Source organism: Aquimarina penaris (assembly GCF_040786285.1).
Taxonomy (GTDB): Bacteria; Bacteroidota; Bacteroidia; order Flavobacteriales; family Flavobacteriaceae; genus Aquimarina.
The window spans coordinates 90342-115031 of sequence record NZ_JBFMKQ010000001.1 but is presented as its reverse complement, the minus strand read 5'-3'; the positions used below and the strand labels follow the sequence as shown (position 1 = coordinate 115031).

The following is a 24690-nucleotide window of genomic DNA, read 5'->3' as shown; positions in this document are numbered from 1 at the left end:
TATTCTTTTAGTTTGTCCATGCGTAAATAAACACTAATGCTATAATTACAACCCCCATAATAAATGCAAAGGCGTAGTCCTGTATCCTTCCGGACTGCATTCCTTTAATTTTTTCAGAAGTTACTACTGTTTTACTTCCAATACCTCGCATGGTTCCATCTACATACTTCTTGTCGAATTTGGCTATGGGTGATGCTACTCGTTTAAATAGTATCTTTTTTGTGATAAATAAATAAAGTTCATCAACATAAAACTTATTGGTGGTCCATTTGTATAGTACTCCAAACCCTTTTGCAAATCGATCTGCTAAGTCATTTTCCTTTTTGTAGAAAACCCAGGCAAGGATAATTCCGATCAGGGCTACACCTACAGCGATAGCAGCCAGAGGATAATTCAGATGTGCTTCAAATCCAGCTTTATCAGCAGTAACAAATTCACTAAACGGAATAAACCCACCCACAATACTAAGTAAGGCTAATACGATTAATGGAAAAGTCATTGATAAAGGAGATTCATGGGGAGTATGTTCATATGTGGTTTCTTTACCCCAGAAAATTCCGAAGTAAATTCTAAACATATAAAAAGCGGTAAGTCCGGCTACAAATACCCCAACAACATAGATCAAAGTGTTGTACTCAAATGCTGCTACCAAAATTTCGTCTTTACTCCAAAACCCTGCCAACGGAGGTACTCCTGCAATAGCCAAAGTAGCGATTAAAAAAGTAATGTGCGTGATGGGCATATACTTGCGCAAACTGCCCATGTCTTTTAAATAATTGCTGTGTATAGCATGTATGATCGATCCCGCACCTAAAAACAATAGCGCTTTGAACATGGCATGCGTAAATAAATGAAACATCGAAGCCATATAGCCAACTCCCTCATGCCCTTCATATCCTGAAACCCCCAAAGCAAACATCATATAACCCAGTTGAGACATTGTTGAAAAGGCTAATACACGTTTGATATCTGTTTGTGTAATTGCAATAATAGCTGCAAATAATGAAGTGAATGCCCCCGCGTAGGTTACAATATGAAGTGCAAAACTATCCTCAACAAAATAATACATAGGAAACAATCGGGCAACCAAATACACCCCAGCTACCACCATGGTCGCAGCATGGATTAAGGCAGAGACAGGAGTAGGGCCTTCCATAGCATCTGGTAGCCAGATATGTAATGGAAACATAGCTGATTTACCAGCGCCCCCTACAAAAATTAAGATCAACGCCCAGGTAATAACAGATAACCCCATAAATGAATTTGATGCCCAATTCAATATAGCACTTCCTTCGGGATTGTTGAGTGTTTGAAAATCATATGTTCCGGTATAATATCCGATGATTAAAATTCCGATAAGGAATCCTAAATCAGCGAAGCGAGTAACAATAAATGCCTTTTTTGCGGCAGCTACTGCCGAGTCTTTGGTATAATAATATCCAATTAACAGGTAGGACGAAACACCAACCAATTCCCAGAAAATATAGATCTGAAACAAATTTGTTGCTAGAACCAACCCATACATAGAAAAAGAGAATAGGGATAAAAAAGAGAAAAACTTGGTGTAACCTTCATCACCTTTCATATATCCTCTGCTATAGATGTGTACCATTAAGGATACCACAGAAACTACAACGAGCATCATTACAGCTATAGGGTCGATCAACACCCCCATATCGATACGCAATGTTTCAGTAAAGTTCATCCACACCGTCTTTTCTACGAAGGTTTGGTACACACCATTCACTTTGCCATTCACAAAAAAGTATTGATAAGCAGTGTAGAATGATAATACTGTAGAAATCAATAACCCTAATACACCAATGTATCCTGAAACCGAAGGCTTAATTTTTTGATTAAATATTCCTAAAAGCAAAAAGATTACAAGTGGAATCAGAGGAATTAATATGGTATATGTTAGGTTCATTATCGTTTGAATAGTTTTAAGTGTCTAAAATGACTAGATTGCCTTAAGGTTTAATTTTTTACCAATTGAGGTGAAAATTGCCAGTATTTCACTGGCTTCTTTAATTATTGATTCAATTTTAAGAGGCTCAACCCAATTTAGTTCTTCAATAATTTCTAACCAATACACAGTTTCGCTAGCTTCACTTTCACATATTTTTATTTTGTTTTTGAAATCTGCCCTACTTCTAGATCGGTTCGCTTCTCTATAGTTTGCACCTATACTTGTTCCTGATTTGGTTATTTGATTCTTAATTACTTTCCCTTCAGATGAAGAAGGTAGGGTGCCTGAAAGTTTAACTATGTTAATAGCAAAATTTTTAGTTCTTTTTTCTAATTGTTTACTGAACTGTTTGTTATCCATTTTTAATTTAGGCACTTTTAATTTTAGATCATTTTAAATACTTCATTTAGTACTTCATTGTTTCAATGTCTTTAACTTCTACAGAACTAATTTGTCTGTATAAGTTGATTATAATAGAAACCGCCAAAGCAGTTTCGGCAGCAGCTACAGCAATTATAAAAATTGAAAAAATTACGCCTTGCAACATATCTGGATATAGATATTTGTTGATCACTACAAAATTGATTACCGAAGCATTTAAAATAAGCTCTACTGAAATCAATATTGAAATCAGGTTTTTTCTTGTGATGAATCCATAGACTCCAATAAAAAACAGGATGGATGTTACGGTTAGTATTTCATAAATGCTAACTCCTGGGATCATAGTTTTTCATCTTTTTTATTAGTTAGTTTTTTTCCTTTTGCAATAACAATAGCTCCTATCATTGCGGCTAGCAAAAGCACACTTACTACTTCAAATGGTAAAATAAATCCTCCTGCTTCATAGCTCAGTAATAAAGTCCCGATTTCGGCTGTCGTGATTGTATTGTTATTTTCTACTACATTAAACTCATGTCCGTAAATAGAAACTAAGAAGACTCCTAGACCAATTAAGCAGCCTAAAATTGTAATTATTTGTTTTGATACCTTAGCCATTTCTAACTCCAATTCTATATGATGCACCAATAACACAGAAAAAATGATCAGTACAATAATCCCTCCTGCATAAATGGTGAGTTGAATTGCGGCTAAGAAATTATAATCGATTAAGAAGTAAAATCCCGCTATTCCTGCCAAAACAAATAATAAGTAAATAACAGATCTGAGCATTTTACGGCTAGTCACTGAAGCAATCGCAAAAACGATCATGATCAATGCTAAAATGTAGAATATAACTTTTTCCATAGGCTTAATCTTCCACTCCTGGTTTTAGTTTAGATCCTGGTTTGTTGAGAACTCTGGTCAGCTGAGTTCTGTCATATGTTGAATTTTCAAAATTCTGTCCCCATTTAATGGCATCTGTGGGGCAAACATCAATACATAAGCCGCACATAGTACACATGCTAAGGTGATATACGAATTTGTCGATTTTCTTTTTCTTTTTGCCTGTCTCCTCGTCAAGGCTTCTATCCCAGATAATCTCAATGGTTCCATTTGGGCAAGCTATTTCACATTTTTGGCAACCGGTACATGTATGTTCGTTATTTTCATCGTGCGGCATGATGACTTCTCCGCGAAAGCGATCAAACATTTTTAAGGTATCCCTGTTGTCTGGATATTGCTGTGTAATGGCTCCTTTTCGGGAAGTTAAGAAGTACTTTCCTGTAACGCTCATACCTGTAAGCAGTGTTTTTATTCCTTTATATATTTCTGAAAAGTAACTCATAATTTCTAAAACCTAATTAGTAAACCTCCCCAAACTATTAATGCCATTAAAACGATATTCATTAGGTTTAACGGCAATAAATATTTCCATTCCAGGGTTAGTAACTGATCAACCCGTAAACGAGGAAATGTCCATCTAAACCACATCATTAAGAATACGAGCCCGAGTGTTTTTAATAAAAACCAAAATAGACCCAACCAGGGGATGGATTCTGTAATTCCGAACGGTGACAGCCAACCACCAAAAAATATAGTAGTGGCAATGGCAGCTATGATGAACATATTTATAAATTCGGCCAGAAAGAAGTAAGCAAATTTCATCCCTGAGTACTCTGTATGAAAACCTGCTCCTAATTCTGATTCGGCTTCAACCATATCAAAAGGTGCCCTGTTGGTTTCTGCAGTACCGGAGATCATAAATATCATAAAAGCAATAATTGCAGGAACGTGTCCCTGCACGATTAGCCATCCGTTTTTTTGAACTTCAATGATTTCTGAAAGTTGTAATGTCCCTGTAATTAAGATCATGGTAAGCAAGGACAATCCGACCGATAATTCATAACTAATTGTTTGCACACCGCTACGCATGGCTCCAATAAGAGCAAACTTGTTATTACTACTCCAACCACCAAGTAAAACTCCGATAACACCTATGGATGAAACTGCGATCAAGAAGAATACACCAATATTGATATCAAAAGCATGAAAATCTTTGGTGAACGGAATAACGGCCAATGCCATTAAAGCAGTGACAATTACGAAGTAAGGCGCCAGATTATATAAAAACTTATCTGATTTTACGGTGCCTGTTAGCTCTTTGGATACTAATTTTAAAGCATCAGCCATGGTTTGTAATAATCCCTGAAAACCAACTCTGTTAGGACCGATTCGTAACTGAAACCAGGCGGCAACCCTTCTTTCCATTAAAACCAAAAACAAGCCTGCAACAGAAAAAATTCCTAAATAGATTAGTGCAATTACTACCATTTCTAAAATACTTAGAGAGTCTTTAAGCATTATGCTTAAAAACAATGGTTGATTATATGTGATGCCAACTATGTTCATCTATTTCAGAACTTTTATTAAAAAACACCTCAAAAAACGGTATAGTTTTTATCGGTCAATATCCGGAATTACTAAATCTAAGGTTGCCATAGTGGCCACCAAATCCCCAATTTTACCACCCACCGCTATACGGTTTAATAATGATAAATTTGAAAATCCGGGTGATCTAAATTTAAGTCGATATGGACTTTTGGCTCCTGTGCTAATGATATACATGCCTAACTCGCCTCTTGCGGTTTCAACCTTTTGATAAAACTCTCCTTTCGGAAGTTTGATCACTGCATTGGTCTTTACTCTATGTTCTCCTTCAGGGATATTGTCTATTAACTGCTCGACTATAGACAATGATTCCCATAGTTCTCTAATTCTTACACGATACCTTGCAAAGGTGTCTCCTTCGGTTTCTAGACATTCATTAAAAGTAACTTTATCCAAAGCACTATAGGGATGATATTTTCTTACATCACAAGAATACCCTGAGCCACGTGCTACAGGACCCGAGGCACCGAATGAAATCGCATCTTCTTTGCTCAAAACACCAACTCCCTTTGTTCTTTTCTGAAATATTACATTCCCAGTTAGCAGCCTGTCATATTCAGGAATTTTTGTTTTAAAATGAGCCACAAATTTCTTTACTCTATTTACAAAGTTTGGATGTATATCAAACATTAATCCTCCTGGTACATTATAATTCATGGTTAATCGTGCACCACAAGTTTCTTCAAAAATATCATTGAGCATTTCTCGGTCTCTGAAACCATAAAAATAGGTGGTAATGGCACCAACGTCCATTCCCATTACGCCCCACCATAGGCAATGTGAAGAGATTCTGGTAAGTTCACCAATAATAGTTCTAATCACCTTTACACGTTCTGGAATTTCTAATTGTAACCCATTTTCAACTCCCAGGCAAACGGCTTCGTTATTAATATTAGCCGATAAATAGTCCATTCTATCGGTTAGATGAACGATTTGTTGATAGCTATCGCGCTCACACATTTTTTCGATGGATCGATGTATGTAGCCTAGGTCTGGCTCGACTTTTTTGATAATTTCACCATCGATAGTTAAAACGAGTCGTAGAACACCATGCGTAGCGGGGTGTTGAGGCCCCATGTTAATGAAGTACTCTTCAGATTTAAAATTACTATGCACGGTGGGTGCTTCCATGGGTGTTTATTTAATGATCATATTAATATCATCTACGTAATCTTTTCTTAGTGGAAATCCATCCCATTCATCAGTCAAAAAAAGCCTCTGTAAATTGGGGTGGTTATTAAATTTTATTCCGAAGAAGTCAAATACCTCTCGTTCATGAAACTCTGCTGTTGACCAAATATTAGAAACTGTATCCAATGTGGGATTTTCTCTATCTTCGGTTTTTACTTTTACCACAATAATATGCCTATGCGTTGTGGATTCTAAGTGATATACTACACCTAACTCTTCTCCCCAGTCCACACCACTTAAACAAAACAAATAATCAAAATAGGTTTCTGCATTATTTCTAAGTTGTGACATCAACTCATGAAGTCTTTCTGAAGGCACCGTAATATTTAAAAACTGAGAACCCTCTTCCGTGCATTCTACTTCGGGAATCCAACTGGTTATTAGCTCTTGTAATGCTTCATTAGTCATAACTTTTGGTATTAAAGTCCTTCATCAAATCCTTCGATAGGATTCTTCTTGTTTTTCATGCTTTCTGTACGTATTTTGTCTTGTAGCATCAGCATACCTTCTAATAATGCCTCGGGGCGAGGAGGACATCCCGGGACATAAACATCAACCGGAATCACATGATCTGCGCCTTTTACTACAGAATAGGTATTATAAAAAAATGGACCTCCCGAAATGGCACAAGCTCCCATGGCAATTACATATTTGGGTTCGGCCATTTGATCATACAAACGTCTTAAAACAGGTGCCATTTTATTAACTATAGTGCCTGCGATAATAATGAGATCTGCTTGTCTGGGTGAGGGACGTGCTACTTCAAAACCGAATCTAGAATAATCATGGCGAGCTGCACCCGTTTGCATCATTTCGATGGCGCAACAACTTGTGCCAAAATACAGTGACCAAAGCGAATTTGACCGACCCCAATTTATGATTTTGTCTAATGAGGTAACAATAACATTGGCACCATTTCCCGCAGGAATTACTTTCCCGGGAAAATCTTTTGGTATGTTACCCGTAGAGGGGTTTGTGTGATCTACTCCCATTGTAATGCTCCTTTCTTCCATGCATATGCTAATCCTAATCCTAATATGAAAAGAAATATGATAATTTCGATAAAAGCAACTGCTCCAATTTCCTGAAAAACAACGGCCCAGGGTACTAAAAATGCTACTTCTACATCAAACACCAAAAATAATATCGCAAATAAATAATAACCTACTTTAAATTGCACCCAAGTAGGTCCAATTGTTGTCATACCACTCTCATAGGGTTCACGTTTTTGCGGATTGTCGGATTTATGCGAAATTAAACTCGATAAAAAGTTTGCCCCGGCAACCATTACAATTCCTGCTATTAAGAATACTATTATTGCTTCTGAACCCATAGGCTTAGTGTTATTTTATCTCATACGTTTCACCTGAAAAAAACAAATCATCAGTTTTGGTAAAAGACGAATTGGCTTTTACTTCTTCTGTTTGTGCATTTTTTCGTTCCTCTAAGGTAACATCATCATAACTTCTAATGATTCCTGTAACCAAAGGATATTTTAACCTTACCAACATTTGGTGTAATGTTGGATCCTGTTCTTTGGCATCGTGCACCAGGAGATCTTCTTGAGTCATTCCGTTTTCACCAATAGTAACGACTTCTAATTTTAGACCGTTTAATAGTAGCCCCTTATCGCGTTCTTTTCCAAACACCATTGGTTTTCCGTGTTCTACGAATAACTGTTTGTCTTCACGAACTGCTTTATCAGTATATTGTGAGTAACATCCATCATTAAAGATCGGACAATTTTGTAATACTTCAATCAAGGAAGTGCCTTTAAATTTTTCGGCCTCGATAAACATCTTGGTCATTTCTTTGGGTGTATTTCCGCCAATTCTTGCCAAAAATCGGGCTTGAGCCCCTATGGCTAATTCGCCAGCCGAAAAAGGAGGCTGCGTATTTCCGTAAGGAGATGACTTTGTTTTTTGACCTACCAATGATGTGGGGGAGAACTGTCCTTTGGTCAATCCATAAATTTCATTATTAAACAATACTACATTTAAATCAACATTTCGTCGAAGCACATGAATAAAATGATTTCCTCCAATAGCCATAGAGTCGCCATCTCCTGTAATAACCCAAACGCTGAGGTTAGAATTTGCTAACTTAGCACCTGTTGCAATCGCAGGAGCCCTGCCGTGAATACTATGCATTCCGTAGGTGTCCATATAATATGGGAAACGAGACGAACAACCGATCCCCGAAATAAAGACAACATCTTCTTTTTTTACTCCCATTTCTGGAAGCGCTTTTTGCATAGCTCTCAAAATCACATAATCATCACAACCTGGACACCATCGTACTTCCTGATCACTTGCAAAATCCTTGAATGTATATTCTTTTACTGCTGTTGTGTCCATAATTAGAGGAGTTGTTTAAATTTTTGAATGAGCTCGTTATTTCCAAAGGGTAATCCTTGAATTTTGTTGTATTGTAAAATATTAAAACCACTGAAGTTGGCTTTCAAGATTTTGACAAACTGCCCACTATTTAATTCGCAAACAATTATTTTTTTGAATTTAGAGAGTATATCTTCTGTATTTTTGGGCATTGGATTGATATAATTAAAATGAGCGAACCCAATGTTACTATATCCATCATCATCATGCATTTGTTTAACCGCAGAGTGAAGTGAACCATAGGTTCCTCCCCAACCTACAACCAATATATCGCCTGTATCGGCAAATTCGGTAGTTAAATTCGGGATATAATTCTGAACTCGTTTAATTTTCTCTGCTCTTATTTTAGTCATGTATTCATGATTCTCGGGTATATAAGAAACATTACCGGTTACACGGTCTTTTTCAAGACCCCCAACTCTATGTTCTAATCCAGGAGTTCCTGGGATAGCCCAGTTTCGCGCCAGTGTATCTTCATCACGGTCATAGGGATGCCAATTTTCGGTTGCTTGTTTAATGATATTAGGTTTAATGTCTGGCATTTGATCAACTGTACGTATTTTCCATGGGGCCGATCCATTAGCAATATAACCATCACTTAATAATATTACAGGGGTCATATGCTCCAGAGTAAGTTTTGCAGCTTCATATGCAAAATCGAAACAATTACCAGGGGTACTTGCCGCAATAACAATAACAGGGCTTTCTCCATTTCTACCATACATTGCCTGCAACAAATCGGATTGTTCTGTTTTGGTAGGTAGACCTGTTGAAGGCCCTCCTCGTTGTACGTTAACCAAGACCAGAGGTAACTCAATTATCATAGCCAACCCCAATGCCTCTCCTTTTAATGCCAAACCAGGTCCGGATGTGGTGGTAATTGCTAAATCTCCAGCAAACGAAGCACCAATGGCAGATGTTATACCTGCGATTTCATCTTCGGCTTGAAGCGTTTTTACTCCAAAATGCTTGTGTTTTGCTAGTTCGTGTAAAATATCTGATGCTGGAGTGATAGGGTATGAACCTAAAAATAATTCTAAACCTGTTTTTTCAGCGGCAGCCAAAAATCCCCAGGCTGTAGCCGTATTACCCATAATAATTCTGTACGTACCAGGACTCATCTTAGCGGGAGCAATGGTATACGCATTAGGAATTAATTCTATGGTTTCAGCAAAATAATATCCTGCATTCAGTACTTTGGTGTTTGCTTCAATGATCTGGGGTTTGGATTTAAACTTTTTATTGAAAAAATCAATTGTATAATCTGTTGAACGGTCATACATCCAATATACCATTCCCAGGGCGAACATATTTTTACTTCGCGTAATACTTTTATTATCTAATCCTTCGACATCTTTTAATGTTTCTTTTGTTAGAGAAGTCATCGTTACCTCAATAATACGGTAATTTTCAAGGCTCCCATCTTCAAGCGGATTAGATTCGTATTGTGCTTTTTCTAAATTCTTTTTATTAAAAGCATCGGTATCAACAATAATAGTATGTCCTGGCTTTACAGCATGTAAGTTGGTTTTTAAACCAGCAGGGTTCATAGCGACCAATAGATCTACATTGTCTCCTGGTGTGCTAATTTCAATACTGCCTATGTGAACCTGAAACCCGGATACTCCATATAAACTACCTTGTGGAGCTCTAATTTCTGCAGGGTAATTAGGAAATGTGGCAACATCGTTACCAAACATTGCTGAGGTGTCTGAGAATTGAGTTCCGGTTAATTGCATCCCATCACCAGAATCACCTGCAAATCTTATGACTACAGCTTCCAAAACTTCTTGTTTATTATCGGTTTTATCTATAATCATAATGTATATGAATTTTAAAAAATCACTTAAATTTATCAAAATTTGGTTAGATTTTGATAAAATAGGGGGCATATTTAACCTTACTTTTAACAATGTAGTGTGGTTTTTGCCATTTTAAAGAAAGTTTAAAATAATTTTAAGTTGTATATTTAAGTGTTTTAAAAACAGATAAATATGGCAATTATAATAACCGATGAATGCATTAACTGTGATGCTTGTGTTTCTGAATGTCCTAATAATGCAATTTATGAACCCGATCAGGAATGGTCTTATTCTGATGAAACATCTTTAAGTGGTATCGTTACTTCTCTTGATGGAAAAGAAATAGATGCCGATGCTGAAAATGCGCCAGTTTCAGATGAATTTTATTTTATAGTATCTGATAAATGTACAGAATGTAAAGGTTTTCATGACGAACCACAATGCGCTTCTGTTTGTCCTGTGGATTGTTGTGTTCCTGATGAGAATAATATAGAAACAGAGGAGGTGCTATTAGAGAAAAAAGCCTGGATGCATGGTGAATAGTTTATATGAACCTTGTTTTTATGTGTAAAAGTTGTTTTTCTACCAAGAGACCAGAATAACTTACTGCAAAACCATTTCAGAATAAGGAATAATTGTAGTATATCCTTTTTCTATAAAATATGATGTCTCATTTTTGGATCCAGTGACCAAAACAAAATCTCCACCCCAGCCTCCAAGACTCTTAACACTTCCTGGGTAATCAGAGAATAATACTGATTTAACAGTAGGAGTCTTTATGATTTTAGAAATGATTTCTTCGTGAGAAGCTAACAACGTTTCGAATTCATGTAACGAAGAGCAATCTAGCATTTTATGAGTTATTTCGGTTATGGTGGCAGCAGCTTTATCAAAATCTTTTAAGGGTAAAGATTGGTAATGCTTAATAGATGCTTTACTATCTTGCTTTTGATTTAAATAGATGAAAAATAGGTTTTCTTTAAATGAAGGGTCAAAAGATACTTCTTTAATGGTTGGTCTGCCCTCATTACGATTGTATAGTATTGGTACATCGTGTTGAGCACATGCAATATCGTATCCGCTACCTCTAAAACTGTTGTCTAATAATGCAAAGGCATCTACTTTTGCCCATTGTGCGATATTGTTAATTAATGTAGAAGAAGACCCAAGCCCCCATTCGCGATGAAATTCTAGTCGGGTTTCTACGATGTATCCTTTATCTGAAGAAAGGAAATTTGGATTAAGTTCTTTTGCTGCAATTAATATTTCTAACAAAGTTTCTGTTATTCCAAGACCTTCTTCATCACTAAGAGTGGGATCAGTCGAAGGTTCATCTTTTGTTACAGATTCAAGCGGGAGATTGATTTCGGTTTCAAACCAGCAATTACCTTCTTCATCAATACTTTTCCAATGGATTTGGTTAGTATCATTTTCTTCTACAAATAACCATTGCCCTTTTCTGCAGGGTAATGCTAAAGCTTCGATACTATCGAGAACTAAATATTCCGCAGTGAGCAATAACTTACCGTGGCTGTAGAAGGATTTTTTCATTTCTTAATTGAAATTGGTTTTATTTCAAATTATGACTATTGGCATATGTGAAACCCAATGCTAATAAAGTTCCTGATAGTATTGATGCAATTATTTCTTGCAAAAAATTGGATTTATCAAAGATAAAATAACTCAAAATGATATTCAATACCAAAAGAGTTATTGTGATTATGAGGAATTTTTTTAGAAAGAATTTAATTTTCATCAGGCTCTTAATTTTTCGATTTGTGCAACTACTTCACTGTGAGTAACGGTATTTGTTTTAAAATATTCAACAAGTTGTTCTTTTTCTTGATCAGTCGCTTTAAACTGATTAAGAATATTCATCAAATGCATTTTCATATGCCCTTGCTGAATTCCGGTAGTGATTAGTGAATTTATTGCAGCAAAGTTTTGTGCTAATCCTGCCACGGCAGTAATTTTCATTAACTCTTTTGCATTAGGTTTTCCTAGAAGCTGCAATGCTAATTTCACTAATGGGTGTAATGTAGTTAAACCACCAACAGTACCGAGTGCTAAGGGTATTTCAATTGAGAAAGTGAATTGATCATTCTTAATTTCGGCATGAGTAAGACTTTTATATTTTCCGTCTTTTGCAGCATAGGCGTGAGCTCCTGCCTCGATGGCTCTAAAATCATTTCCGGTAGCTAAAACTACGGCATCAATACCATTCATAATCCCCTTATTATGGGTAACGGCACGGTAAGGCTCAACTTCTGCAATACGAACTGCCCTTATAAATTTTTCGGCATACTGTTGTGATGATAACTGATCGGTATTGGGTAATTCATTTACAGGACAAGACACTAAAGCTTTAACTATACATTGAGGCACATAGTTAGAGAGAATGCTCATAATAATCTCAATGTCTTTTTCTGTTTCAGAAAAGCCACTATATTGTTTAGCTTCGACAATCAGCGTTTTTGCAAACTGTTCTAGACAAGAGTTGATGAAATTTGCCCCCATTGCATCTGCGGTTTCAAAAGTGCAATGCAATTGATAGTAATTCTCTATTTCTGAGGTTTTGTCTCTAAGTTCAATTTCTTGTACACCACCACCTCGTTTTTCCATGTTTTTGGTAATCTGAGATACCGATTGTAATACATCAGTTTTTATAGTAGTAAAGAATTTTTTAAGTTTTTCGGGAGTACCAGTATATGTAAAATGTACCTGCCCTACCTTTACTGTTGATAGTACTTCTGCTTTAAAACCGCCTCGATTTTGCCAAAACTTAGCCGCTTTACTGGCTGCTGCTACCACCGAACTTTCTTCGATAGTCATAGGTAATGTATATCGGGTGTCGTTAATCAAAAAATTGGGAGCAACCGAAAAAGGAAGGTAATAGTTAGAAATTGTATTTTCTGTAAATTCATCATGAAGTTGCTGTAAATTATCATCAGAATTCCAGTAGGTGGTTAGTGTATCGGTAGCATTATTGTCATTACTAAAATGATGTTCTGCCAACCATTTGATTTTATCTGCTTTAGAGAGTTTAGAAAACCCAGAAACTACTGGTGCCATTATGTTTTTTATTATTGATGCTCCAAAGATACTATTCTGTTTTATCATTTACATACTCAAAAAGTCGATTCAGATCATTTTGTGTTGTAGTAATTTTAAACTTTGATTGATGATTTGATAAAAAATATTGCTTTCCTACTCCTGTTTTTATTGTATTTAACATCAATTGTTGTATTTTTCACGGATTTTTTAGTATTCTTGGCGTTAACAATTTTTAAAATATGATATGAAGATTACAAAATTGTTTTTTGGATTTACACTTTTTATTGGGCTCGTAACTACAGCCCAAAACAAAGCTTTTACCTTAGATGAAATATGGGGAGGAGCATTTAGAACTGAAACCTTAGAATCATTGCATTCTATGAAAAACGGAACACAATATTCTGTTTTAGAAAAAGACAAAGCCTCTGGCGCAACCAATATAGAGGTCTATGATTATGAGACAGGAGAAAAAGCTAAAACCTTGATAAGTTCTGCCTCTATAGAGGGCTTAGATTCGTTTCAGGGATATTCTTTTAGTAAAGACGAGAATAGAATTTTACTCTCTAGTGAGATGGAACAAATATATCGACGCTCTTCAAGAGGGATTTACCATATTTATGATGTTCCATCTAATGGAGTGTTTAAAGTTAGTGAAAAGAAAATCCAATCTCCAATGTTATCGCCCGATGGTAATAAGATTGCCTATATAGAGGATAATAATATTTTTATGCTGAATTTCGTTACTGGACAAGAAATTCAGTTAACAGATGATGGTAAGAAAAATGAAATCATAAACGGGATTACCGATTGGGTATATGAAGAAGAATTTTCTTTTGTTAGAGCTTTTGATTGGAGTGCGGATAGTAACAAAATAGCATTTTTGAGATTTGACGAAAAAGAAGTGCCAGAGTTCTCTATGGATGTGTATGGAAAAGCATTGTATCAAAAACAAGATGTTTTTAAATATCCTAAGGCAGGAGAGAAAAATGCTAAAGTTTCTCTATTTATAGCAGATATTACTGCCATGTCATCAGATAAAGTCAAGTTAGGAGAGTATAAAGATTTTTATATCCCTAGAATAAAATGGACAGCCAATCCAGATATTTTGAGTGTACAAGTAATGAATAGACACCAAAATAATCTGGATTTAGTTTTTGTAGACGCTAAAACAAAGGCTCCAAAAGTGGTACTTAATGAGAAAGATGAGGCTTATATTGATATTACCGATAATTTAACATTTTTAGAAGATAATAGCTTTATCTGGACTAGTGAAAAAGATGGATACAATCATATCTATCACTATAAGGAAACTGGTGAATTGATTAACCAGATTACTAAAGGTGATTGGGAGGTAACTCAATATTATGGGTACGATAAAAAGAACAAAAGGATATTGTATCAAAGTGTAGAAAACGGAAATATTAATCGCGATATTTATGCTATAACCCTGGACGGAAAAGATAAAAAACAATTAAGTACCAAAGATGGATTTAATGATGCAGAGTTTAGCGCTGATTTTAGTTCTTACATTAATTATTTTTCAAACGCTACGACTCCATACGAGTATACATTAAATGATGGATCTACAGGAAAAGTAGTACGAGAGATCAAAAACAATAAAACGTTACTGGAGAATTTGGCACAATATGACGTGCGACCAAAAGAGTTTTCTACGATCGAGGTTAATGGAGAAACATTGAATATGTGGACGATCAAACCTAAAGATTTTGATCCTAAAAAGAAGTACCCTTTATTAATGTATCAATATTCAGGCCCGGGTTCTCAAATGGTGAAAAACTCATGGCACAGAGCCAATGATTATTGGTATATGATGTTGGCGCAACAAGGATATATTGTAGCATGCATTGATGGTAAAGGAACGGGGCTAAAAGGTGCTAAATTTAAGAAAGCAACACAAAACGATTTGGGTAATCTAGAAGTGCAGGATCAGATTGCAGCTGCAAAACAACTTGGCGCGCTACCTTATATTGATGCTTCCCGAATAGGAATTTGGGGATGGAGCTACGGTGGTTTTATGTCTAGTAATTGCCTGTTTAAAGCACCAGACACCTTTAAAATGGCCATTGCTGTTGCTCCCGTTACTAGTTGGAGATTTTATGATACTATCTATACAGAACGATATTTGATGACTCCACAAGAAAATGCAAAAGGATATGATAGTAATTCGCCTATTAATTTTGTAGATGGATTAAAAGGAAAATTTTTATTAGTACATGGTAGTGCAGATGATAATGTGCATGTGCAAAATACGATGCAATTGGTCGAAGCCTTGATACAGGCCAATAAGGATTTTGATTGGGCAATCTATCCCGACAAGAATCATGGTATCTATGGGGGTAATACCCGATTACACTTATATAATAAAATGACAAACTTCATTAAAGAGAACTTATAATTAATTAAACAAACATAATGGCAAATACAGTTAAAGCAGCTCATCAAAAAGAGCTTTTTGGGCATCCGGTAGGATTATACATATTATTTTTTACAGAAATGTGGGAGCGTTTTTCCTACTATGGAATGAGAGCACTTTTTGTATTATACCTTACAACTAAGACTGTAGATGAGAATGCAGGATTAGGATGGTCATCTGGAGAAGCATTGGCATTATATGGATGGTATACGATGTTAGTATATGTAGCATCCATACCAGGAGGATGGATAGCAGATAAATTATTGGGACAAAAGAAATCAGTATTAGTCGGAGGAATTTTATTGGTTGCTGGGCATAGTATTTTGGCAATAGAAGAGATGTGGGCATGGTATTCTGGGCTTGGATTAATCATAGCAGGAGTGGGAATGCTAAAACCAAATATATCTACAATGGTAGGTGGTTTGTATAAGCAAGGAGATATACGTAGAGATAAAGGATTTACGATTTTCTATATAGGGATTAACCTTGGAGCTTTTCTATCTAGTTTAATTGTTGGATATGTAGGAGAAGTACACGGATGGCACTATGGGTTTGGTCTTGCGGGTATTGGTATGGCTCTAGGGTTGTTACAATATCTTCTCGGTCAAAAATATCTAGCTAATGTGGGTAATTTTTTAGGGGCTTCAGAAAAAGTTGAGGATAAAGAAGCCATGAAAAAACCATTAACTAAAATTGAAAAAGATAGAGTCATAGTTTTATTAATTTCATTTTTATTAGTAATAGTCTTCTGGGGAGCTTTTGAACAAGCAGGGGGACTAATGAATTTGTATGCAAGTGGAAAAACTAACAGAATGTTGATGGGTTGGGAAGTTCCTGCTTCTTGGTTTCAATCATTAAATGCAATGTTTATTATTTTCTTGGGTACTTCAGTAGCTATATATTGGGCTAATAGAAAATTAAAAGGTAAAGTATCGAGTTCATTGTTTAAAATGATTATTGGGCTCATTATTATGGGTACAGGGTTCTTCTTTATGACCGCAGCTTCTATGGAGTATAGTGCTGATGGGTCATCTGCAATGTATTGGTTAGTATTAGCATATTTGTTCCATACAATAGGTGAGCTTTGTATATCTCCGGTTGCGCTCTCTTTTATTACTAAATTGGCTCCTGTTAAATATGGAGCGCTAATGATGGGAGTATATTTTGCGATGACAGGTTTTGGAAATAAACTTGCAGGCTTATTGGGAGAATGGGCAGAGAGTCAAGGAGAATTTGCAATTTTTACAGGAATCGCAGTCTTTTGTGTAGCATTTGGATCAATTGTGATGCTATTCAGAAAGAAACTAGAAGTTCTTACTCACGGTGTTGAAGATAAAGAAGGAACAATTCACGAAGAAGCTGAAGGGTTCGAATTAGCTGATGCCGCAGAATAAGATATTTTTATGAGTACTACAACAAACGATTCAAAAGTATTTAGTTTACTAGGGCATAAACCATCATTATTTGTTCTTTTTTTTACAGAAATGTGGGAGCGTTTTTCCTACTATGGAATGCGTGCTCTTTTTGTGTTATTTTTAACTAGTCAGATTATTGATGGGGGCTGGGCATGGAGTAACGAAGACGCCCTGAAGCTTTATGGTTGGTACACGGGTCTGGTGTATCTTACACCTATTTTCGGTGGGTTTATAGCCGACAAATTTCTGGGGTATAGAAAAGCGGTAGCGCTTGGAGCGTTGTTTATGACGTTAGGTCATATTTCAATGGCATTAGAAACCCCTATGTTTCTTTACATAGGATTGGCATGCCTAATTATAGGTAATGGTTTATTTAAACCAAACTTAACATCTATCGTTAGTGGATTGTATGATAAGAATGAAGAAAAGAAAGATGGTGCATATACTATTTACTATATGGGGGTTAATGCAGGAGCATTTTTGGGTATAATGTTATGCGGATATATTGGAGAAAAAGTAAGCTGGAGTTTTGGTTTTGGTTTAGCTGGAATATTTATGCTTTTAGGAATGCTTCAATTCTGGTTTGGTAGAAGTATTTTTGAAAAAGTAGGACTATCTCCTAAAGAGAAATTGGAACTCGATGAAGTTGATGATGTAATTGAAGACACCGTAGAAGAAGTTGTTGAAGAGGTAAAGGTGAGTTCTAAAGTTCAAAAAGACAGGTATATAGTAGTCGCTATTTTGGCGTTCTTTACCATATTCTTTTGGGCAGCATTCGAACAAGCAGGCGGTTCAATGACCATTTTTGCCAGTAAGTATACGAATCGAATTTTGGTCGGTGATAGCGCAACAATTTTTAAAATAGTTGATGCAATAATAACGTTAGTGCCTTTGGTAATTATTACCTGGGTGCTCTATAAATTATTTGTTCAGACCTTTAAGAAAATATCATTATCCAATAGTATTTTAGGATTTAGTTTTGCGATAATTTGGACCATAGTTGTATGGAAATTATACCGCGAGTTTAATGCCGATACAACAGAAGTTCCTGCTTCTTGGTTTGGAATTTTAAATTCGTTGTTTATTATATCTTTTGCGCCGATGTTCTCTAGACTATGGGAAAGTAAGTATAATCCCTCTGCAGCAGTAAAATTTGGGCTAGGGCTTATTCTTTTAGGCTTTGGTTTTGCACTGTTAGCGTTTGGAGCCATTACTATTCCGCAAGGTGCAGAAACCGCAAAAGTAAGTATGCTTTGGTTAATTCTTGCATATTTATTTCATACTATAGGAGAATTGTTCTTATCTCCGGTTGGATTATCTTATGTAAGTAAATTAGTTTCTCCTAAATTAATTGGTTTAATGTTTGGAGTGTGGTATTTAGCAATTTTTATTGGAAATTGGTCTGCCGGACAACTTGGCGGAATGATTGATAAAATTACAAGTGAGTATTCATTGTCGACCTTCTTTTTAATATTTACGGTAGTGCCTGTAGCGGCAGGAGGTATTATGATACTGTTAAATCCATTACTTAAGAAATTAATGCACGGAGTACGATAAAATAATATTATGTAACTTTACTCGTTTCCCAAAGGCGAGTAAAGTTTTTAAATAAGGAACGGTTTTTGTTTCCGACATACTATAAAAACTATTAAAATGAAGAACCTACTTATTATTCTAGCATTTCTAATGTGCTTATCTACCCAGGCACAAGAAATCAAATGGATGTCTATAAATGATGCTTTAGCGGCTCAAAAAAAAGAACCTAAAAAGATCTTTATGGATGTTTATACCGATTGGTGTGGCCCATGTAAACTTCTGGATAAAAGAACTTTTCAAAATAAAGATGTAGTAAATTATGTAAATAAAAATTACTATGCCGTAAAGTTTAATGCAGAAGGAACTGAAGAAGTGAACTATAACAATTTCACGTATACTAATCCTAATTATAATCCGGATAGAAAAGGTAGAAATAGCCAGCACTTTTTTGCAAATGCTTTAAAGATATCAGGCTACCCTAGTATGGTGTTTTTTGATGAGAATGGAAATCTCATTGCCCCTGTAGTGGGTTTTAAAACTCCTCAACAATTAGAGCTGTACTTAAAAATGATCTATAAAAATGACTATAAAAAATTAACGACTGCCGAAGCATGGCAAAAATATGAGAAATCGTTTGTAGGTACATTTACAAATTAGCCCCTCGGTTTTGGTCTTCTAAGAATAGAAATCCTTTTTATCAAATTCGATAAAAAGGATTTTTTTTAGTTAATTAGCACAAATGTTAGAGAATAAGAAGAAACGGCATCAGCATTTTCTTATTAATTTTTTGATTTCACACAATTAATTGAAATTGTATGCGTTACCTATATCATAAACCGAAAAAATAATACCCAAATCCGGTTTGAAAAAGATAATAAAGCCAAATTATTAAGTTTTATTATGTTAGTTTTTCGAATCGAAACCTATTTATGAAAAAAATATTGATCATAGCCACCCCCACTATGTTGTTAATTGCAGTGCTTTTTTCTTTCGCATTTGTAAAACATCCCGAACCAGTTAAGTATAATCAACCTCAGGCACTTATATATCCACAACCCCAACCGCCAGAGATTTACTTGCAAGATTTGCAAAAACAAAAATTAGAAGAATCGATACAGGCATATTTTAATCAGGCATTAGAAAAGCACCAAATTGTAGGAGCAGCCGTTGCGATTGTTAAATGCGATTCGATGATCTACGCCGGCGGTTTTGGAAATAGAAATGCTACTTTAAAAGATACAATCAATGCAGAAACCATATTTAGAATTGGTTCTGTATCCAAAGGATTTGCAGGTATATTAACTGGAATTCATGTTGAAGAAGGTTTGATTAATTGGGAGGACAAAATAATAGATCATATTCCTAATTTTAGACTTGCTAATAAAACCGCCACTAATAAAGTTACTTTATCCAATGTATTATCTCATACTGCAGGATTGCCTTATCATAGTTTTACAAATTTGGTAGAGGATGGTCTTGATTTAACTACCATAGCAGGACGTTTTAATGAGGTTTTACCAATCCAGGAGCCTGGAAGCATATATAACTATCAAAATGCTGTTTTTGCTTTGAGTGGTGAAATTATAGAGAGGATTACAGGCCAGCCTTTAAAAGAGGTTATTCAAAAAAGGATTTTTGATCCGCTGCATATGTCAACGGCTTCTGCAAGTTATGAAGCGTTACAAGAATCTGATAATGTGGCTATGCCTCACCAGCGTATACGAAGAGGATGGAGAGCTCTTCCTATTAATAAAAAATACTATAATGCAGTTGCCGCAGGAGGTGTTAATGCAAGTGCTACCGACATGGGGAAATGGATGAAATTCTTATTAGGTAATAATCCCGATGTTTTAATGCCTGGTACAATGGAGGATGTTTTTAATCCAATGATTCAGGTAGGAGGAAGAAGAAACTACTATCAAAGATGGCCTGGATATGAAGCGTCTTATTATGGATTAGGATGGCGCGTGCATAAATTTAATGATGCAGATACCGGTAAATTAAATACCGTGATTCATCATGGTGGAGGTGTGAACAACTATCGAAGCGAAATCGCAATATACCCCAATGAAGATATAGGAATTTGTGTGCTGTTTAATAGTCCAAATAAAATGGCTAAAGATGTTATTCCTAAACTACATAAAATAGTACAAGAGATTTTAAATTCACCTGATGAAATTAAAGTATATGTAAAAGAGTCTTTAGTAGCATTGTAAGCAGTATTACAAATTCATTTCAATATAAAAGCTCCCTTTTTATCTGTACGATGAAAAGGGATTTCTTGTTTTCTGCAACTAGCTTCCCATTTATCGATATAACTTTTATAATTGCTTCCATCAACTACAATTTGTTTTGGGTGTAAGCTATCTATAACTCGATTTAAATGAATTTTTGGGGAGTTCGATAGGATAATGATGTCTGGTTTTACTCCCATAATAGTATAAATACTAGTGCTATCGATAATTAGTATAGTATGCTCTTTGTAGCGATATGCATTTTTTAATGGTGTAAACGAAATATCTAAGCTCGCTTGATTTTGAGTGAGGTAATTTTCGAATAAAAAATGTTGAGTCTTGTTAGAGATACTATCCTTGCTATAGATATATAATCGTTGATCTTCTAGAATCCCTAATATAGTGTTACGCTGATTTTGAAATAGTATTAACTCTTGCAGCTGTGTTGCGGTATGTTTTTCATAAATCATAACAAATATCATAGCAGTAATGGATGCTCCCAGCCAGTATAGTCTTTGTTGCTTGTATTTTTGAAATAGTATTACAAGAAGAATAATAATGAGGTAAAGAATGATGAGCATTCTCCAGGAAAATGGAATATCGGTGATCAAAAAATCTTCTTGTTGGGCAATCCAGCCTATTATAGTATTCATAAGATCGATACAATGACCAAAAAGAGAAGCGATGGTCTGAGGAAGAACACCGATAGATGCTAATATAATTACCAAAATACCGTATCCTAGTATTCCTCCTAAAAAAGGAATGATAAGTACGTTGGAAACAAAAAATAAAAGGGGGAACTGATGAAAATAAAATAATGTAAGAGGTAATAATCCTAGCTGTGCTGCGATGGTAACGGTAAAGGTCTCCCAAACTTTTTTGGTGAGATAAAACCTGGGGCTGTATCGTTTAGCCAATATGGGTTGTACCCAAACAATAGCAAAAACAGCAAGATAACTTAGTTGAAATCCCACCGAAAATAGCAATAAGGGATTGAAACAAAGTAATATAAATATAGAAATGAATAATGAATTGTAAATACTAGTTTTAGATCTAATTTGTATGCCTATCGCTAGAAAAGAGAACATAGTAACAGCTCGAAGTACAGACGGTGATAATCCTGCTATTATGGCAAAGCACCAGAGTAAAAGAATAGTTAGAATTAATTTAAATGTTTTGCCTTGTTGTTTGCCTCTATCCAATGGTTTTAGAATAAAATTTAAAATCAATAAAATGATACCAACGTGCAATCCAGATACAGCTAAAATATGGATAGCTCCAGCATCCCTGTACTCACTAAATGTCTCTTGATCTATATCCTGTCTTTGTCCTAAAAGCAAGGCGTTTATAATAGATAGTTGTTTAGTGGTAAAAGAATATTCTACAAGCTGTAAGTTGATATATTGCCTAAATTGATCCGCCAAACGAAAGATTGACCATTGAGTTTTATGAGTAATAATCAGCTGATCATTTAGAATACTTATTTGGTGATAAATGTATTGCTTGCTTAGGTGCTTTGCATAATCAAATTGATTTGGGTTTAACGGTTTAGAGATAGGTTTTATTTTTGCAAAAGCAGTATAGGTATCTCCGATATCCATTATTTTGCTTGCACTATCCTTAGGGATTTGAAGTAGAATTTTTCCTTGTACAACCTTGTTTTCTATTCGCTTAAGAGAAACAACATATTTGTTGTAGTACAACGTTGGTTTTACTCTTTCTTTAATATGAAATTGAATTCCGAATGAGTTTTGCTGAAGATCTTTTTTAGAAAAGTGATTGATATAATGATTCGGATTATTTTTTGGATTATAGATGTTAACTAACGTAGTTCCAAAAACGATAAACACAATAATTGTAGCAGGTACAAAATCTATGGCTCTACTAAACATCTTTTTTGATCGATGCCATGAGATACCTAGTACTATAATTGAAACAAAAAAACTGAGTAAAACTGTAGTTATCTTAATGGAAAGATAATACCCTAAGATGATCCCTGAAATGGTTGAAAAAGTAATAATAACAAAGGGGATATTGAGTAGTCTCACATCAAATGTTTAGAAAAACTATGATAAGTGAGAATAATAAGATTACTACTCTAGTAAGCACTCATCATGCAATGATACGAGATACTAGTTTCATTTTTCGGGACTGGAATTATTTTTTAAGTATGAAATACGACTTATAAAACTCTTCTTGCAAGAGTAAATGCTTTATTCCAGTATTTTTCATCTAGGCTAGATATAATAACCCCTCTAGAGGTAGAAGCATGGATAAATTTAATTGTTCCCTTTACTTCAACAACCAATCCTACATGAGAAATAACATTTTTCCTCTTATTGGTTTTAAAAAACAGTAAATCACCAACACCAACTTTTTTTAGTGAAATAGGTTTACCTTGAGTCGCCATTGTTCTTGAAGTCCTTGGCAAGATGATATTTTCTTTTTTAAAAGAGGTGTACATAAGACCAGAGCAATCCATACCCTTTTTAGTAGTCCCGCCGTATTTGTATTTGGTGCCACTAAATGTTTTGGCATAGCTAATAATACTTTTAATCTTTTTGTTACCTGAGTTGCTCGTAGTTTTCGTTTTACCAGAAACGATAACCTTATCTTTAGGAGAACTTCCGCATGAAGAGGCCGTTAAGCATAATATGGCTAGCAAATAATAAAGTGTTTTTTTCATTTTGGGGCTGTTTTTATTATTGTATGGATTCAACAATTAGCTTAGCTGTTTTATCACTGGCACCTTTACCACCAAGTTTTTTTTCTAGATCATAATAATCCAAAAACATTACGGCTCGATTATAGCTATCGGTTATTTTGGTAAGCTCCTCTTTAAGTTTTTTAGTGTTAAAATCACCTTGTATAAGTTCTGTAACCACTTGTTTGTCCATAATAAGATTCACAAGTGATATATAATCCAGGTTAATCACACGTTTTGCAATTTGATATGAAATATAACTCCCTTTGTAGCATACAACTTCGGGGATTTTAAAAAGAGCAGTTTCTAATGTAGCGGTCCCAGAGGTAACTAAAGCAGCATTACTAAGGCTTAAAAGATCATAGGTGCGATTCATGACTAAATGCACTCCTTGTTTTTTGATAAAGGGTGTATAGAAAGCAGCATCTTGACTTGGCGCACCGGCGATAACAAATTGATACTCCGGGAATTCATCAACAACGGTAAGCATCACTTCTAGCATTTTACGAATTTCTTGCTTTCTGCTTCCCGGAAGTATAGCAATAATAGGGCGGTCATCAAGATTATGCTGATTTTTAAAAGTTTCTGGCATAATCTGTTTATGATCAGCTATTGCATCAATTAATGGATGACCTACAAACTGAACAGGAAATTCATGCTTGTCTTCATAAAAAGACTTTTCAAAAGGAAGTATTACATACATTGTATCGACACATCTTTTGATGCTTTTGATTCTCCCTTCTTTCCATGCCCATATCTGTGGAGAAATATAATAATGTATTCTAAACCCTTTTTCTTTTGCCCATTCGGCAATACGTAAATTAAACCCTGGATAATCAATAAAAATAATTACGTCGGGATGGTATTCTGTAATATCTTGTTTGCAAAGTTTTATGTTTTTCAGGATTGTAAATAGGTTCAAAAGTACTTCTATAAACCCCATAAAAGCTAAATCTCTATAATGCTTAACCACTGATCCCCCAACAGCTTGCATAAGATCCCCACCCCAAAACCGAAATTCGGCTTGCGGGTCTTCTTTGAGAATAGATTTCATAAGGTTGGCACCGTGTAAATCACCAGATGCTTCTCCTGCGATTAAGTAATATTTCATGCATTTATTTCATTT

Annotated in this window: 23 protein-coding genes; 6 read left to right on the top strand and 17 right to left on the bottom strand. The window is 35.3% G+C overall.

Going from position 1 to position 24690, the window contains the following annotated elements:
* Positions 1–7: 7 nt before the first annotated feature.
* From nuoL to ABW637_RS00445, 12 genes are read right to left on the bottom strand one after another with little or no spacing between them, the layout of a single operon-like run.
* Positions 8–1927 carry an NADH-quinone oxidoreductase subunit L gene (gene nuoL / locus ABW637_RS00500; protein ID WP_367582660.1) on the bottom strand — a complete coding sequence of 640 codons (1920 nt, stop codon included), beginning with the start codon at positions 1925–1927 and terminating at the stop codon, positions 8–10.
* A gap of 33 nt (positions 1928–1960) precedes the next feature.
* Positions 1961–2329, bottom strand: a complete 369-nt coding sequence (locus ABW637_RS00495; RefSeq protein ID WP_367582659.1) for a four helix bundle protein — start codon at positions 2327–2329, stop codon at positions 1961–1963.
* 46 nt (positions 2330–2375) lie between these two features.
* Positions 2376–2693 (bottom strand): NADH-quinone oxidoreductase subunit NuoK, encoded by a 318-nt coding sequence (nuoK, locus tag ABW637_RS00490; RefSeq protein WP_367582658.1) that lies wholly within the window; start codon positions 2691–2693, stop codon positions 2376–2378.
* Positions 2690–3214, bottom strand: coding sequence for an NADH-quinone oxidoreductase subunit J family protein (locus tag ABW637_RS00485; RefSeq protein WP_367582657.1), 525 nt, complete (start codon positions 3212–3214; stop codon positions 2690–2692). Before ABW637_RS00485 ends, nuoK begins: the two co-directional genes overlap by 4 nt.
* Positions 3215–3218: 4 nt before the next feature.
* Complete coding sequence (locus ABW637_RS00480; RefSeq protein ID WP_367582656.1) at positions 3219–3695, bottom strand: 4Fe-4S binding protein; 477 nt, start codon at positions 3693–3695, stop codon at positions 3219–3221.
* A gap of 5 nt (positions 3696–3700) precedes the next feature.
* Positions 3701–4759: an NADH-quinone oxidoreductase subunit NuoH gene (gene nuoH / locus ABW637_RS00475; protein ID WP_367582655.1), complete on the bottom strand. Its 1059-nt coding sequence runs from the start codon at positions 4757–4759 to the stop codon at positions 3701–3703.
* Between the two features lie 48 nt (positions 4760–4807).
* Positions 4808–5929: an NADH-quinone oxidoreductase subunit D gene (locus ABW637_RS00470; protein WP_367582654.1), complete on the bottom strand. Its 1122-nt coding sequence runs from the start codon at positions 5927–5929 to the stop codon at positions 4808–4810.
* Between the two features lie 6 nt (positions 5930–5935).
* Positions 5936–6397 carry an NADH-quinone oxidoreductase subunit C gene (locus tag ABW637_RS00465; protein WP_367582653.1) on the bottom strand — a complete coding sequence of 154 codons (462 nt, stop codon included), beginning with the start codon at positions 6395–6397 and terminating at the stop codon, positions 5936–5938.
* An 11-nt stretch (positions 6398–6408) separates the two neighbouring features.
* On the bottom strand, positions 6409–7002 hold the full coding sequence (locus ABW637_RS00460) for an NADH-quinone oxidoreductase subunit B (protein WP_367582652.1): 594 nt from the start codon (positions 7000–7002) through the stop codon (positions 6409–6411).
* Positions 6972–7322, bottom strand: a complete 351-nt coding sequence (locus tag ABW637_RS00455) for an NADH-quinone oxidoreductase subunit A (protein ID WP_367582651.1) — start codon at positions 7320–7322, stop codon at positions 6972–6974. Before ABW637_RS00455 ends, ABW637_RS00460 begins: the two co-directional genes overlap by 31 nt.
* Before the next feature lie 10 nt (positions 7323–7332).
* Entirely contained in the window at positions 7333–8346 is a 1014-nt protein-coding gene (locus ABW637_RS00450; RefSeq protein WP_367582650.1) for a 2-oxoacid:ferredoxin oxidoreductase subunit beta, read from the bottom strand.
* A gap of 2 nt (positions 8347–8348) precedes the next feature.
* A complete protein-coding gene (locus ABW637_RS00445; protein WP_367582649.1) occupies positions 8349–10205 on the bottom strand; it encodes a 2-oxoacid:acceptor oxidoreductase subunit alpha in 1857 nt (618 codons plus the stop codon).
* Positions 10206–10379: 174 nt separating this feature from the next.
* Between ABW637_RS00445 and ABW637_RS00440 the strand changes: the two genes are divergently transcribed.
* Positions 10380–10730, top strand: a complete 351-nt coding sequence (locus ABW637_RS00440; protein WP_367582648.1) for a 4Fe-4S binding protein — start codon at positions 10380–10382, stop codon at positions 10728–10730.
* A gap of 60 nt (positions 10731–10790) precedes the next feature.
* Here the strand turns inward: ABW637_RS00440 and ABW637_RS00435 are convergent, their stop codons facing one another.
* Both ABW637_RS00435 and ABW637_RS00430 read right to left on the bottom strand, forming a co-directional pair.
* Entirely contained in the window at positions 10791–11738 is a 948-nt protein-coding gene (locus tag ABW637_RS00435) for a GYDIA family GHMP kinase (RefSeq protein WP_367582647.1), read from the bottom strand.
* 204 nt (positions 11739–11942) lie between these two features.
* Positions 11943–13307, bottom strand: coding sequence for a hydroxymethylglutaryl-CoA reductase, degradative (locus tag ABW637_RS00430; protein ID WP_367582646.1), 1365 nt, complete (start codon positions 13305–13307; stop codon positions 11943–11945).
* Positions 13308–13485: 178 nt separating this feature from the next.
* Here ABW637_RS00430 and ABW637_RS00425 point away from each other — a divergent pair, with 178 nt between their 5' ends.
* The 5 genes from ABW637_RS00425 (at position 13486) to ABW637_RS00405 (ending at position 20842) form a co-directional block, all read left to right on the top strand.
* Positions 13486–15657 carry a S9 family peptidase gene (locus ABW637_RS00425; RefSeq protein WP_367582645.1) on the top strand — a complete coding sequence of 724 codons (2172 nt, stop codon included), beginning with the start codon at positions 13486–13488 and terminating at the stop codon, positions 15655–15657.
* 17 nt (positions 15658–15674) lie between these two features.
* A complete protein-coding gene (locus tag ABW637_RS00420) occupies positions 15675–17069 on the top strand; it encodes a peptide MFS transporter (RefSeq protein ID WP_367582644.1) in 1395 nt (464 codons plus the stop codon).
* A gap of 9 nt (positions 17070–17078) precedes the next feature.
* Positions 17079–18647, top strand: coding sequence for a peptide MFS transporter (locus ABW637_RS00415; RefSeq protein ID WP_367582643.1), 1569 nt, complete (start codon positions 17079–17081; stop codon positions 18645–18647).
* Positions 18648–18743: 96 nt separating this feature from the next.
* Positions 18744–19283, top strand: coding sequence for a thioredoxin family protein (locus ABW637_RS00410; RefSeq protein ID WP_367582642.1), 540 nt, complete (start codon positions 18744–18746; stop codon positions 19281–19283).
* A 272-nt stretch (positions 19284–19555) separates the two neighbouring features.
* The gene (locus ABW637_RS00405) at positions 19556–20842 is read left to right on the top strand and encodes a serine hydrolase domain-containing protein (RefSeq protein ID WP_367582641.1); all 1287 of its coding nucleotides are present in this window, start codon (positions 19556–19558) and stop codon (positions 20840–20842) included.
* A 14-nt stretch (positions 20843–20856) separates the two neighbouring features.
* On the opposite strand, the gene ABW637_RS00400 is transcribed toward ABW637_RS00405, so the two are convergent.
* The 3 genes from ABW637_RS00400 to lpxB all read right to left on the bottom strand — a co-directional run bounded on the left by ABW637_RS00400 (position 20857) and on the right by lpxB (position 24675).
* The gene (locus tag ABW637_RS00400; protein WP_367582640.1) at positions 20857–22908 is read right to left on the bottom strand and encodes a ComEC/Rec2 family competence protein; all 2052 of its coding nucleotides are present in this window, start codon (positions 22906–22908) and stop codon (positions 20857–20859) included.
* 134 nt (positions 22909–23042) lie between these two features.
* Positions 23043–23546 (bottom strand): C40 family peptidase, encoded by a 504-nt coding sequence (locus ABW637_RS00395; RefSeq protein ID WP_367582639.1) that lies wholly within the window; start codon positions 23544–23546, stop codon positions 23043–23045.
* Positions 23547–23562: 16 nt separating this feature from the next.
* Positions 23563–24675: a lipid-A-disaccharide synthase gene (gene lpxB, locus ABW637_RS00390; RefSeq protein ID WP_367582638.1), complete on the bottom strand. Its 1113-nt coding sequence runs from the start codon at positions 24673–24675 to the stop codon at positions 23563–23565.
* Positions 24676–24690 lie beyond the last annotated feature (15 nt).

Bases quoted from the DNA above. Each gene is read 5' to 3' on its own strand.
- nuoL (WP_367582660.1), bottom strand. From the start codon at position 1,927: ATGAACCTAACATATACCATATTAATTCCTCTGATTCCACTTGTAATC.
- ABW637_RS00495 (WP_367582659.1), bottom strand. From the start codon at position 2,329: ATGGATAACAAACAGTTCAGTAAACAATTAGAAAAAAGAACTAAAAAT.
- nuoK (WP_367582658.1), bottom strand. From the start codon at position 2,693: ATGATCCCAGGAGTTAGCATTTATGAAATACTAACCGTAACATCCATC.
- ABW637_RS00485 (WP_367582657.1), bottom strand. From the start codon at position 3,214: ATGGAAAAAGTTATATTCTACATTTTAGCATTGATCATGATCGTTTTT.
- ABW637_RS00480 (WP_367582656.1), bottom strand. From the start codon at position 3,695: ATGAGTTACTTTTCAGAAATATATAAAGGAATAAAAACACTGCTTACA.
- nuoH (WP_367582655.1), bottom strand. From the start codon at position 4,759: ATGAACATAGTTGGCATCACATATAATCAACCATTGTTTTTAAGCATA.
- ABW637_RS00470 (WP_367582654.1), bottom strand. From the start codon at position 5,929: ATGGAAGCACCCACCGTGCATAGTAATTTTAAATCTGAAGAGTACTTC.
- ABW637_RS00465 (WP_367582653.1), bottom strand. From the start codon at position 6,397: ATGACTAATGAAGCATTACAAGAGCTAATAACCAGTTGGATTCCCGAA.
- ABW637_RS00460 (WP_367582652.1), bottom strand. From the start codon at position 7,002: ATGGAAGAAAGGAGCATTACAATGGGAGTAGATCACACAAACCCCTCT.
- ABW637_RS00455 (WP_367582651.1), bottom strand. From the start codon at position 7,322: ATGGGTTCAGAAGCAATAATAGTATTCTTAATAGCAGGAATTGTAATG.
- ABW637_RS00450 (WP_367582650.1), bottom strand. From the start codon at position 8,346: ATGGACACAACAGCAGTAAAAGAATATACATTCAAGGATTTTGCAAGT.
- ABW637_RS00445 (WP_367582649.1), bottom strand. From the start codon at position 10,205: ATGATTATAGATAAAACCGATAATAAACAAGAAGTTTTGGAAGCTGTA.
- ABW637_RS00440 (WP_367582648.1), top strand. From the start codon at position 10,380: ATGGCAATTATAATAACCGATGAATGCATTAACTGTGATGCTTGTGTT.
- ABW637_RS00435 (WP_367582647.1), bottom strand. From the start codon at position 11,738: ATGAAAAAATCCTTCTACAGCCACGGTAAGTTATTGCTCACTGCGGAA.
- ABW637_RS00430 (WP_367582646.1), bottom strand. From the start codon at position 13,307: ATGATAAAACAGAATAGTATCTTTGGAGCATCAATAATAAAAAACATA.
- ABW637_RS00425 (WP_367582645.1), top strand. From the start codon at position 13,486: ATGAAGATTACAAAATTGTTTTTTGGATTTACACTTTTTATTGGGCTC.
- ABW637_RS00420 (WP_367582644.1), top strand. From the start codon at position 15,675: ATGGCAAATACAGTTAAAGCAGCTCATCAAAAAGAGCTTTTTGGGCAT.
- ABW637_RS00415 (WP_367582643.1), top strand. From the start codon at position 17,079: ATGAGTACTACAACAAACGATTCAAAAGTATTTAGTTTACTAGGGCAT.
- ABW637_RS00410 (WP_367582642.1), top strand. From the start codon at position 18,744: ATGAAGAACCTACTTATTATTCTAGCATTTCTAATGTGCTTATCTACC.
- ABW637_RS00405 (WP_367582641.1), top strand. From the start codon at position 19,556: ATGAAAAAAATATTGATCATAGCCACCCCCACTATGTTGTTAATTGCA.
- ABW637_RS00395 (WP_367582639.1), bottom strand. From the start codon at position 23,546: ATGAAAAAAACACTTTATTATTTGCTAGCCATATTATGCTTAACGGCC.
- lpxB (WP_367582638.1), bottom strand. From the start codon at position 24,675: ATGAAATATTACTTAATCGCAGGAGAAGCATCTGGTGATTTACACGGT.